The following is a 12257-nucleotide window of genomic DNA, read 5'->3' as shown; positions in this document are numbered from 1 at the left end:
TGTGGATTTTCTTTGGAATACATACGGCAAATGCCGTACTGATGATAGACAAGATCAGGAACAGGACGGTGAAAGCGGCATGATATGATTTTACAGGCAGAGGCAGAAGATGTCTTCAGACTTCTTCCCGAGCGTCATGTCTTGTAGGGTAAGATTGTGTGAGAAATTACAGGAATAGGACTATAAAAATGGCATATGAAGTGAGTATGCTCTATCATCTTCATATGCCATCTTGATTTTTAGGGACATTTACTGAATATCCCTACTTATACAGGTTGAACATATCGTATACATACACATCTCCTTCTTTAATCCGGGTATCGTAGGATAAAGGAGCTGCGAGTGAAATCTCGGCGCCGCTGATGTCCAACTGCAAGGTATGGATAAGGTCGATGAAAGCGGAAGAGCCGAAGTAAGCGGGACGGGTGGAGATAGTCTCCGTGAAATGCCCGATTTTCTTCGATACGAAATCCTGGATAGTGGCATATTGCGATGCGAAATGTTTCATGAATTCGTCGCTGACTCCATAATCTCCGGTTTCGGTCAGCACGCCGTCGATTTTCTTTTCCACCACCTTGCCGTTGCGCAGCTTCACGGTTACGTCGATATTGCTCACTACCACGCCGTTATTGGCGGGATTAATCACCAATACGGAATCGCCTGCCACATTGAGTACTTTCTTGCATTCGCGGGCATGGTCGTGCCCCATAAGTACCATATCGAACCCCGGAACGTTGCGGGCTATATCCAACGAGGCGTTCTCCCGGTACTTGCCGCCCATTAGCAGGGCATCCTTCCCGGCATGGAACAGCCCGATTACGATGTCCGGATTTTCCTTTTCGCGGATTATCTTCATCCATTTGCGCGCCGTATCTTCCATGTCGTCGAAACGGAGCCCTTTCCACAAGTTCTCGGACAGCCAGACTGGAATGGCGGGGGTTATCATGCCGAGGACGGCTATCTTCACCCCGTCGCGCTCGAGCACTTCGTACGGTTTGAAATGGGTCTTGCCCGTAGCCGTCTCAACGATGTTGGCACCCAGTACGGGGCCGCGGCATTCGCCAGCCCAACGGTCGAAAACGGCACGTCCGGTTTCCACATCGTGGTTACCCATATTGCCTGCATCATAACCCATGAAGTTCAGCATTTCTGCCGTCACATGAGGAGACACCGTATCTATATAATTATAGTAATAAGCGGTAGGCTGCCCCTGGAGGATATCTCCGTTATCCAATAATATCAGGTTGTCCTTGTATGTCTTGCGCTCTTTCTGCACGAAGGCGTACACACGTGCCAGGCTGCCGGCCGCATCCCGCTGAAGAATAAAATCATGGGGATAGAAATTTCCGTGGATATCACTGGTCTGCACTATTTTCAATTTCACTTCTTTTTCCTGTGCGGCAACCGTACCGGCCAGCAGGAAAAGCCATACCAAACAATAAGTCAGTTTCTTCATGTCTTTATCTTTTTTATAAATCTAACGGGTGGGTAAAAATAAAACGGGCGCCTCCGGTATAATGCGAATCGACCCAAATCTTCCCACCCCATTTTTCTACAATCAGTTTACAGATAGAGAGGCCAAGCCCTGTTCCCTGTGCATATTCATCTAATTTCTCGAAACGTTCGAACACCTTCTTATGCTGCTCCGGCGGTATGCCGCAACCGGTATCCGTTACGGAAAAGAGGAGGGTACGGTGTTTCCCGTCCGCTTCGAGCTTCAAGGTTATCGTTCCGTTCTCCGTAAACTTATCCGCATTGGACAATAAGTTGATGACTACCTGTTGCAGACGTTGGATATCCGTACGGATTTCCAGGTGCTCCAAGGCGCTCTCGAACACCAGCCGGTTGGTAGAGCGGCGCGCCTGCGCCACCGAAGCCACTACCCGCGTACAGGTCTGCACCACATCGCACTTTTCCAGTGTGAAAGTAACGCGGTCGGCTTCCAGCCGGGAAATGTCCAGTATATCGTTAATCAGCCGGAGCAGCAAGTCCGAATTGGCTTTGATTATTTCAAAATATCCCCGCTGTTCCTCTACCGGAGTATCGCCGGTGGAAAGTACGTCCGAAAATCCCACAATCGCATTCAGCGGCGTACGTATCTCATGGCTCATATTGGCGAGGAAGGCACTTTTCAGGCGGTTGGACTCCTCCGCCCTGTCCTTCGCCTCGCGTAAGGCGGCTTCGGAAACTTCCAGCTCGTCCTTCAGCTTTTTGGTACGGTAGAAGAAATAGAGCGTGATGAACAGGCCTGTCAACAGGATAAACAGCACGGCGGCTATGCCCCATATCTGGTATCTATACTGTTCATAGAAAGTGGGGGTTACATTTACCAATCTGACCGGAGAGGGAACCGACGCGATATCCAGCCTCCTGTCCTTGACGAGTTGGCCGTCCATGATAGTCTCGCAGGAGATAAGTTCTATTTCAGAGTTCTCCGGGCTTTCCAGCAGGCGGATAGCCTGCCGCGCCATGTCCCTGCCCAATGCCCGGTATGCGGGCACTATCCCGCCGACAGCCCAGTAGCCGATACCTACGGACGTTATGGAGAAGGCGGGTAACTCGGGAGCAGCCTCCATCATGGCATAAGTGGCATTGCGCATAAAATAGCCGTCGTTCATATCCACCCGCCACGTACCCATTAATAAAGCGGTATTGGGAGGCAAAGAATGCAGCTCGTCGCTAATGGTGTAGATAGTATTGACGCGCCCGTCCAGCAGGATAAGGCTTAATTCGGGAAATTTCTTCATCTCCTTAACCACATGCGCCTGCAAGGTGACGCCGCCATAGCTGTTATCCGAGATGAAAGCTATATGTTCCGTCCGGGGGTATAATTGTTTTATCATGCGGATATTGGCAGCCACATCGTACTGGTAGATAAATCCGGTTTTAATCGGAGAAGTGGAGAAATCCTCGAAGAAGTCGAGCGACTCGGGCATCCAGGTTTTCAAGTCCGTACCGTATTCCGGCAGAAGCACCACATTGCGGCTGGCGAGCGCCGTCATCACGGGCACATCTCCTTGTATGGAATCTTCCAGCGACAAAAAGGCCGCCCACGCCTCCTGCCCTATCAATACGATAAGCGACGGCTCTTTCGTACCCCGGTATTTGGAGAGGATACCCGCCATTCTCGGTTTCCACAAAGGCGATTCGGAGAAGCTCTTGCAGTTCATATTCTCCAGTTCTACCCCGTACTTGCCTCCCAAGCGCTGGTATTCTTCCATAAAATCGGAGATATTGCTCGAAGTCTGGCCTGCATCCGGATTATAGGAGCTGATAATCAGCACGGGATGTTCTCCCGTCGTAGAAAAGACTGGAAATACGGAAAGGAAAAATGCCGACAGGCAAAATAACAGCCTATATAGTATGCTTGTGGATAGCCCCATTCAAATTCCTTGATAGTTGCCGGCAAAGATACAATAAAACTCATAAAAAAGGCGGTAAAGAAGGATTGTTTTTCGTACTTTTGGCGCTCATTACCAAAATAAGGAAGCTGACATGACACAAATCTTTCATAGCATGATAGCCGCCCTCCTTGGCATATCAGAAAAACAGGTCGGACAGACGCTGGCATTGCTCGGTGACGGGGCGACCATTCCGTTTATCAGCCGTTACCGCAAAGAGAAAACGGGCGGGCTGGACGAAGTACAGATAGAAGCTATCCAAACTCATTACGAAAAGCTGAACGAAACGGCGAAACGTAAGGAAACGATTACCGGTACTATCCGGGAACAGGGGAAAATGACCCCGGAACTGCAAAAGCGCATCGATGAAACCTGGGACAGCGCCGTCCTCGAGGACATCTACCTGCCCTACAAGCCCAAACGGAAAACCCGTGCGGAAGCCGCCCGCCAGAAAGGGCTGGAACCGCTTGCCGCCATGCTGATGCTTCAGCGTGAACCGCATCCCGAACAGCGTGCTGCCGGCTTCGTGAAAGGGGATGTAAAAGATACGGACGATGCACTGAAGGGTGCGCGCGACATCATTGCCGAGCAGGTCAGCGAAAACGAACGCGCCCGCAACATGCTGCGGAACGCTTTTGCCCGCCAAGCCATGTTGACTGCCAAAGTAGTGAAAGGCAAAGAGGAAGAAGGAGCCAAGTATATGGATTACTTCGACTGTTCGGAACCTTTGAAACGATGCAGCTCGCACCGGCTGCTCGCTATCCGCCGCGCCGAAGCAGAAGGGATACTCAAAGTAAGCATCGCCCCGGACGACGAAGAATGTGTGGAACGCTTGGAAAGGCAGTTCGTGCAAAGCGGCAATGCTTGCGGGAAACAAGTGGCGGAAGCCGTACAGGATGCTTACAAACGGCTGTTGAAGCCTTCTATCGAAACGGAATTCGCCGCACAAAGCAAAGAACGTGCCGACGATGAAGCGATTCACGTTTTTGCGGAGAACCTGCGGCAGTTGCTGCTTGCCTCGCCATTGGGACAGAAACGGGTAATGGGAATAGACCCGGGATTTCGTACCGGCTGCAAAGTGGTATGCCTGGATGCGCAGGGTAACCTGCTGCACAACGAAAATATCTACCCGCATCCGCCGGTAAACCGGTCTAAAGAGGCATTCGCCAAACTGCAACAGATGATAGAGGCTTACAGGATTGAAGCGGTTGCCATTGGAAACGGTACTGCCAGCCGTGAAACGGAAGATTTCCTGAAAAGCCATGCGTTCGGCCGTGAGATACAGGTTTTCATCGTCAGCGAGCAGGGTGCATCCATTTACTCCGCCTCCAAGATTGCCAGGGACGAATTTCCCGAATACGATGTCACCGTACGCGGTGCGGTTTCCATTGCCCGCCGGCTTATGGACCCGTTGGCAGAGCTTGTCAAGATAGACCCTAAATCTATCGGCGTAGGGCAGTACCAGCATGATGTAGACCAGAACAAGCTGAAAAAATCCCTCGACCAGACCGTAGAAAGCTGCGTGAACCTGGTGGGTGTGAACCTGAATACGGCAAGCAGCCACCTGCTTACCTACATATCGGGGCTCGGCCCCCAGTTGGCACAGAATATCGTGAACTACCGTGCCGAGAACGGAGCCTTCTCCTCCCGTAAGGAGCTGATGAAAGTTCCGCGTATGGGTGCAAAGGCATTCGAGCAATGCGCCGGTTTCCTGCGCATACCGGATGCTCCCAACCCGCTGGACAATACTGCCGTACATCCCGAGAGTTACCACATCGTAGAGCAAATGGCGAAAGACCTGGGGTGCAGCGTAACCGAACTGATTGCCGACAAGGAGCTGCGCTCGAAGATAGAACCGGAGCGGTATCTCTCTCCCACCGTCGGTATGCCCACCCTGAAAGATATTCTGCAAGAGTTGGAGAAGCCGGGGCGCGACCCTCGCGGACCTATCAAAATATTCGAGTTCGACAAGAATGTGCGTACGATTGCCGACCTGCGGGTAGGCATGGAACTGCCGGGCATCGTAGGCAATATCACCAATTTCGGCGCTTTCGTCGATATAGGCATCAAAGAAAACGGACTGGTACATCTCTCCCAGCTTGCACAGAAGTATGTATCAGACCCCAATGAGATTGTATCCATTCACCAGCAGGTACGCGTAAAGGTGCTCAGCGTAGATACGGCACGGAAGCGTATTCAGTTGAGTATGATTGGGGTGGAACAGTAAGTTGGGGATTAACGATTAACGGTTAGGGGTTAGTAGCTGGTAAAATAAGTAATAAACTGCGTGCTAATCACTAACTGCAAATCGTTAATTACTAATCAATAACCGTTAATCACTAATCGCTACCCCCTAATCATTCATCGCTTATAAACCAGCTTATCCTTATCGTTACCGAAAAGGTTGTCTCCCAGCGTCGTAATCTTATCGCCGGTGGCAACGACGTAACGCAGGTTATCGCATCCCATGAACGCACCGTATTCTATGGCGGTTACGCCGGAAGGCAACTCCAGTGTACCACACAAGCGTCCGCATCCGCTGAATGCGCGCTGCCCGATGCTTTTTAATCCATGAGGCAGGACGATGTTCAGCAGGTATTTTTTCTGGGTGAATGTATAGTCGGGAATAACCGTGGCATTGCACTTGGACAGATTTACGCTTACCAGGTTGGGCATATAATTACGTATCAGGGTGAAGTCCGCCTCGTCCATTTTACCCTCTACCGTAAGGAAGTTCACATCCTTGGGCTGTATGCCCGCACGAAGCAGTTCGCTGGCAAGGCTGCCCATGGCGGCTATCTGTACAGCGGCTCCCACCGGTTCGCCTTCTATAAACGCGAATGTCTCCCACCTCTTGCCGCGGCGATACGAATCGCTGCTGCCTAGCGGAACGAACACGGCCGTAACGCTGTCTGCCAAAGCCTCGGGCAACAAATTCGGAGGGGTTTTCTTACGTATCCGGCAAATCTTCAAGTTGGTACATCCCTTGAATGCGCAGTCTTCGATGTTCTTTACTTTATCGGACAGGATAACCTGGGTTAACGATGTCTTTCCGACGAATGTACTGTCGTCGATTTGCTTGCAAAAGGCATAGGACGGAATGCAATTGGAGGGATAGATATAAAAACGGTCTGGATGCGTGCCGTTCTTTCCGGCATACATGCTGATAGACGCATTGGATATATCCAGTATTTGCAGTTTCTTGAACTCATCCCGCAGATGACGGAAATCAACGGCATTCAGCTTACCTTGCAGGACGAGGTGCGTAATTTCATTGGCCTCCTCCTCTGTCAGCATCTCTACCAGGGTTCCGGGTCTTGCCACCGTGTATCTCTTTGAATTCTGTGCAGAGCCGGTACATATAACGCCCAACCCTGCTATCGCTAAAAGTATTTTTTTAGGTTCATGTTTTTAAGTGTCAGCTTGATTTGATTTTTCAAATATAAGAAGAAACCGTCAACCTTGAATAACGATTTCTCTTTTTATTGTTATTTTTGTCGGATATTAATCAATCGAAGTAAAATTTCATCCATGAAATCCATAGGAAATGAGCTCAAAGCCAAACGTTTCGGAAAGGCGGCAATCGACATTTTCGTATTTGCCGCACTTGCTATCATTATCGTCACAATAATAGGCATACCCTTCTCGGTGCTGTTGCAGAAGCTGGGCAAGGAAGGAGCTAATAATATGTTCTATCTCGTATTGAGCGAAACACTGATGTTAATAGGCGTATTCCTTTCCGCCTGGATTGTATGGCACTTCCGCGGGCATTCATTGGCAGGGCTGGGGCACGCTCTGGCGATACGCGGAAAAGATTTGTTGTTGGGAATATTGCTGGCAATCGTTCTTTACGCAGCAGGATTCGGCATATCCTTGCTGGCAGGAGCGGTAGAGATTGCAGGGGTGGTATTCAGTCCCTCTTCCCTACTGATTAGTTTTGTCTTTTTCCTGCTGGTAGCCATTACAGAAGAATTGGCTTTGCGGGGCTTTGTATTGGAACGCATGCTGCAAGGCGGGGTGAATAAGTTTTGGGCATTGTTCCTCTCCGCCACCCTATTCTCGTTGATTCATATAGGCAATCCGAACTTCAACATCCTGTCCTTTATCAACATACTGCTGGCAGGCGTCCTTTTAGGTTCCTCCTACATATATACCCGTAACCTCTGTTTCCCGATAACCCTGCACTGGTTCTGGAACTGGCTGCAAGGTCCCGTTTTAGGCTACGAGGTCAGTGGAAATAAATTCTGCGACGGTTTATTGACGCTTCATCTGCCCGAAACCAACCTGATAAACGGAGGAGCTTTCGGTTTCGAAGGTTCCGTACTTTGTACAGTATTAATGGTAGCGGGAACAGGGGTGATTTTAAAAGTGTTCAGAAAAAACCGATAGCGTTTAACGATTAGCGATTAGTATCCCCACCATGTATGGCGAAGCTTACCAATCGCTAACCGTTAATCACTAACCGCTATTTATTATACATCTTCGCCCTCAGCTCCTTGATGTGGTCGGAAGTGATGTATTCGTCATACTCCATCATCTTGTCGATAATACCATTCGGGGTCAGTTCGATAATACGGTTTGCCACGGTCTGGATAAATTCGTGGTCGTGGGAAGAGAACAGGATATTGCCCTTGTATGTTTTCAGGTTATTGTTGAATGCCTGGATAGATTCCAAGTCGAGATGATTGGTCGGCGTATCCAGAATCAGACAGTTGGCATTACGCAACTGCATGCGTGCAATCATACAACGCATCTTCTCGCCTCCCGACAGTACGCTCGCCTTTTTCAGCACCTCCTCACCGGAGAAAAGCATACGGCCGAGGAAGCTTTTCATATACACTTCGTTGCCTTCACCGAACTGGCTCAACCAGTCTACCAGGTTCAAATCCGTATTGAAGAAGCTGGTGTTATCCAGCGGCAGGTAAGCAGTGGTAATCGTAACGCCCCAGTTGAAAGTGCCGGCATCCGGTTTCATATTGTCATTGATAATCTCGAACAAAGCGGTCATGGCACGCGGGTCGTGCGACAGGAATACAATCTTATCCCCTTTCTCCACATTGAAATTCACATCGCGGAACAGCACCGTACCGTCCTCCAGCGTCTTTGTCAGCCCCGAAACTTCAAGAATCTGGTTTCCCGGTTCGCGTTCCGGTGTGAAGATGATACCCGGATACTTACGCGACGAGGGTTTGATTTCTTCCACATTCAGTTTCTCCAGCATCTTCTTGCGGCTGGTAGTCTGCTTGCTCTTAGCCACATTGGCGCTGAAACGGCGGATAAATTCTTCCAGCTCTTTCCTCTTTTCCTCGGCCTTCGCCTTCTGGTTCTGTTGCTGGCGGAGCGCTAACTGACTGGACTCGTACCAGAAACTATAATTACCCGCAAAGAGGTTGATTTTTCCATAATCGATGTCCACCGTATGCGTACAAACAGAGTCGAGGAAGTGGCGGTCGTGGCTCACCACCAACACCGTATGCTCAAAGTTGGAGAGATACTCCTCCAACCAGGTCACAGTGTCCATATCCAGGTCATTGGTAGGCTCGTCCAGCAACAAATTGTCGGGGTTGCCATACAGAGCCTGCGCCAGCATCACACGTACTTTTTCCTTATTATTCAACTCGCCCATGAGCACGTAGTGCTTGTCTTCCTTGATGCCCAGACCGCTCAACAGGGCGGCAGCGTCGCTTTCGGCATTCCAACCGTCGAGCTCGGCGAATTTTTCTTCCAACTCGGACACCTTCAAACCGTCCTCATCGGTGAAATCTTCTTTGGCATACAGCACCTCGCGCTGTTTCATAATATCCCACAACACCGTATGCCCCATCATTACAGTATCCATTACCGTATAGGCATCCCACTTGAAGTGGTCTTGGCTCAAAACGGACAGACGCTCGCCCGGTCCCAGCATGATAGAGCCCGTCGTGGGGTCCAGCTCTCCCGAAATAGCCCGGAGGAAGGTGGACTTTCCCGCACCGTTGGCGCCGATGATACCATAACAATTACCACTCGTAAACTTCAGGTTTACATCATTAAACAACACTCTTTTACCAAACTGTACCGATACGTTCGAGACTGTAATCATCTTTATATTTACTTTTATGTACTATTAATACCTATAGCTCTGCAAATTGCGGACGCAAAGATACGAAATAATACGGTAAAACAGGCCATAACAGGTTAACTTCTTGCATGATATGAAGTTAACCGAGGACATGCTCCGAAGTTAACTGACTGCAACCTATCGAGTTAACATCCTGCCGATAAAATGTTAACTTCCCATTTATAGAATATTTCGCTGTCAATCTGACATAAAAGTATTACCTTTGCAGCGCTTTTGGCAAAGGCCACCGGTTTGGCAAAGTTTTTGCTATGGCAACTGTATCATATTAACTTAAACCCTTGACAGCAATGAAAGCAAAAACATCTTATAAGAATAACAAGCATAACGATATGGATTCTAAAGAAAAAGAAAACATCAACGAAGAAGAATTGAAAGCCCAAGCCGCCCAGGAGGAGAAGGGCGAAGAAGCGGAAGCGACCGGGCAAGAAGAGGTTTCTCTGACCGAGGAAGAAAAACTCGCCCAGGAGCTGGAGAAAGCCAATGCAGAGATTGAAGACCAGAAGGACAAGTATCTGCGCCTCTCTGCCGAGTTCGACAACTACCGTAAACGTACGATGAAGGAGAAAGCCGAACTCATCCTGAACGGCGGAGAAAAGAGCATCAGCAGCATCCTGCCTATCGTGGACGACTTTGAACGCGCCCTGAAAAATATGGAAACCGCTACCGATGTAGCTGCCGTAAAAGAGGGTGTGGAGCTTATCTACAACAAGTTCATGGCGGTATTGGGACAGAATGGAGTCAAGGTAATCGAAACCAAAGAACAACCGCTCGACACAGACTATCACGAGGCAATCGCCGTAATTCCGGCTCCCGACGAATCCTTGAAGGGTAAAATCCTGGACTGCGTACAAACCGGCTACACGCTAAACGACAAAGTAATCCGCCATGCCAAGGTGGTGGTTGGAGAATAACACAAAAGTTATATGGAAAAAAGAGATTATTACGAAGTACTGGAAGTCGAGAAAACAGCATCGGTAGAAGAGATAAAGAAAGCTTACCGCAAAAAGGCTATCCAATACCACCCGGACAAGAACCCCGGCGACAAGGTAGCCGAAGAGAAATTCAAGGAAGCGGCAGAGGCATACGACGTACTGAGCAATCCGGACAAACGTGCCCGTTACGACCAGTTCGGTCATGCCGGAATGGGTGGTGCTGCCGGTAACGGCGGACCGTTCGGCGGTTTCAGCGGCGGCATGTCCATGGACGACATATTCTCCATGTTCGGCGACATATTCGGCGGGCACAGCGGTGGATTCGGCGGCGGTTTCAGCGGTTTCGGCGGATTCGGCGGCGGTGCGCAACAGCAGCGCCGGTATCGCGGCTCGGACTTGCGCGTGAAGGTGAAGCTGAACCTCAAGGAGATTTCCACCGGAGTAGAAAAGAAATTCAAGCTGAAAAAGTACGTGCCTTGTAGCCACTGCCACGGAACCGGTGCAGAGGGAGACGGTGGCGCAGAGACTTGTCCTACCTGTAAAGGCAGCGGTACGGTAATCCGCAACCAGCAGACTATTCTCGGAACGATGCAGACGCGTACTACCTGCCCTACCTGCGGCGGCGAAGGCAAGGTTATCAAGAATAAATGTAAGGAATGTGCCGGCGAGGGTATCGTATACGGCGAGGAAGTGGTTACCGTAAACATTCCGAAAGGTGTGGCCGAAGGCATGCAGCTCTCTATGGGCGGCAAAGGTAATGCCGGCAAGCACAACGGCGTACCGGGCGACCTGCTGATTCTTGTAGAGGAAGAACAGGACAAGGAACTGATTCGCGACGAAAACGACTTGATTTACAACCTGCTGCTCAGCTTCCCGACAGCCGCCCTGGGCGGTGCGGTAGAGATACCGACTATCGACGGCAAGGTAAAGGTGAAAATCGAATCGGGTACGCAACCGGGCAAGGTGCTCCGTCTGCGCGGTAAAGGTCTGCCTAATGTAAACGGCTACGGCACGGGCGATTTGCTGGTAAATGTCAGTGTTTATGTGCCTGAAACTCTGAACAAAGAAGAAAAGAAAGCGCTGGAAGATATGGAGAAATCGGATAATTTCAAGCCGAATATTTCTATCAAGGAGAAAATCTTCAAGAAGTTCAAGAGTTTGTTTGACTAAAATCGGTATAATAACCTTAATATTAAAAAGGATGGGGTTGTGTCAAAAGGTTGGCACAACCTTTTTTTAGGGATATTCAGTAAATGTCCCTAAAAAAACAAGATGGCATATGAAGATGATAGAGCATAACCACTTCATATGCCATTATTTGAATTAGTCAAGACTTAATCTGACAGTTACGCATAAAAAGAATAATTTTGTAACAGAAAACAGATTGAGTTATGACAACATCAGAAAAGGTCATCAAGAACAAACTGGGATTGTTTGAACTCTCCCAACAATTAGGAAACGTGTCACGTGCCTGTAAGATTATGGGCTATAGCCGTGACAGTTTCTATCGTTTCAAAGAGTTGTATGAACAAGGAGGCGAAGTCGCCTTGCAGGAGATTTCTCGCCGTAAGCCTATCATAAAGAACCGTGTGGAGGAACATATCGAGCAGGCAGTCGTGCAGATGGCGATAGACAACCCTGCATTGGGACAAGTCCGTGTATCCAATGAACTGCGGAAGAAAGGCATTCTCATTTCACCGGGCGGAGTGCGTTCCATTTGGTTACGGCATGATATGGAGACTTTCCAGAAACGTCTGAAGGCATTATCCACAAAAGTAGAACAGGAGGGCATTGTCCTTGACG

The 12257-nt window shown here is 49.4% G+C and carries 8 protein-coding genes and 1 pseudogene; 5 read left to right on the top strand and 4 right to left on the bottom strand.

The annotated features are described in order from the left end of the window. Nucleotides 1–265: 265 nt before the first annotated feature. Nucleotides 266–1456, bottom strand: a pseudogene (locus C233_RS23085) (metallophosphoesterase); the annotation flags it as partial. A gap of 13 nt (nt 1457–1469) precedes the next feature. Beyond that, nucleotides 1470–3383 (bottom strand): sensor histidine kinase, encoded by a 1914-nt coding sequence (locus C233_RS0121135; RefSeq protein ID WP_026314960.1) that lies wholly within the window; start codon nt 3381–3383, stop codon nt 1470–1472. 112 nt (nt 3384–3495) lie between these two features. On the opposite strand from C233_RS0121135, the gene C233_RS0121130 reads away from it, so the two are divergent. Continuing rightward, complete coding sequence (locus tag C233_RS0121130; RefSeq protein WP_025069251.1) at nt 3496–5628, top strand: Tex family protein; 2133 nt, start codon at nt 3496–3498, stop codon at nt 5626–5628. 134 nt (nt 5629–5762) lie between these two features. Here C233_RS0121130 and C233_RS0121125 read toward each other — a convergent pair whose 3' ends face one another. Further along, nucleotides 5763–6794 carry a leucine-rich repeat domain-containing protein gene (locus C233_RS0121125; RefSeq protein ID WP_051089663.1) on the bottom strand — a complete coding sequence of 344 codons (1032 nt, stop codon included), beginning with the start codon at nt 6792–6794 and terminating at the stop codon, nt 5763–5765. Nucleotides 6795–6932: 138 nt separating this feature from the next. On the opposite strand from C233_RS0121125, the gene C233_RS0121120 reads away from it, so the two are divergent. Next, on the top strand, nt 6933–7790 hold the full coding sequence (locus C233_RS0121120) for a CPBP family intramembrane glutamic endopeptidase (protein ID WP_018669484.1): 858 nt from the start codon (nt 6933–6935) through the stop codon (nt 7788–7790). 76 nt (nt 7791–7866) lie between these two features. On the opposite strand, the gene C233_RS0121115 is transcribed toward C233_RS0121120, so the two are convergent. Next, a complete protein-coding gene (locus tag C233_RS0121115) occupies nt 7867–9483 on the bottom strand; it encodes an ABC-F family ATP-binding cassette domain-containing protein (protein ID WP_018669483.1) in 1617 nt (538 codons plus the stop codon). Between the two features lie 326 nt (nt 9484–9809). Between C233_RS0121115 and C233_RS0121110 the strand changes: the two genes are divergently transcribed. The 3 genes from C233_RS0121110 to C233_RS0121100 form a co-directional block, all read left to right on the top strand. Next, a complete protein-coding gene (locus C233_RS0121110; RefSeq protein ID WP_018669482.1) occupies nt 9810–10433 on the top strand; it encodes a nucleotide exchange factor GrpE in 624 nt (207 codons plus the stop codon). A 12-nt stretch (nt 10434–10445) separates the two neighbouring features. Then, nucleotides 10446–11624: a molecular chaperone DnaJ gene (gene dnaJ / locus C233_RS0121105; protein ID WP_018669481.1), complete on the top strand. Its 1179-nt coding sequence runs from the start codon at nt 10446–10448 to the stop codon at nt 11622–11624. Between the two features lie 221 nt (nt 11625–11845). Then, a partial coding sequence (locus C233_RS0121100) for a helix-turn-helix domain-containing protein (RefSeq protein ID WP_018669480.1) occupies nt 11846–12257 on the top strand: 412 nt, incomplete at its 3' end.

Origin of the sequence: Bacteroides gallinarum DSM 18171 = JCM 13658 (assembly GCF_000374365.1) — a bacterium.
Taxonomy (GTDB): Bacteria; Bacteroidota; Bacteroidia; order Bacteroidales; family Bacteroidaceae; genus Bacteroides; species Bacteroides gallinarum.
The sequence above is the reverse complement of the archived record's forward strand: the minus strand, read 5'-3'. Positions and strand labels throughout refer to the sequence as shown.

Coding starts and splice junctions, on each gene's coding strand:
- C233_RS0121135 (WP_026314960.1), bottom strand. CDS start 3,383: ATGGGGCTATCCACAAGCATACTATATAGGCTGTTATTTTGCCTGTCG.
- C233_RS0121130 (WP_025069251.1), top strand. CDS start 3,496: ATGACACAAATCTTTCATAGCATGATAGCCGCCCTCCTTGGCATATCA.
- C233_RS0121120 (WP_018669484.1), top strand. CDS start 6,933: ATGAAATCCATAGGAAATGAGCTCAAAGCCAAACGTTTCGGAAAGGCG.
- C233_RS0121115 (WP_018669483.1), bottom strand. CDS start 9,483: ATGATTACAGTCTCGAACGTATCGGTACAGTTTGGTAAAAGAGTGTTG.
- C233_RS0121110 (WP_018669482.1), top strand. CDS start 9,810: ATGAAAGCAAAAACATCTTATAAGAATAACAAGCATAACGATATGGAT.
- dnaJ (WP_018669481.1), top strand. CDS start 10,446: ATGGAAAAAAGAGATTATTACGAAGTACTGGAAGTCGAGAAAACAGCA.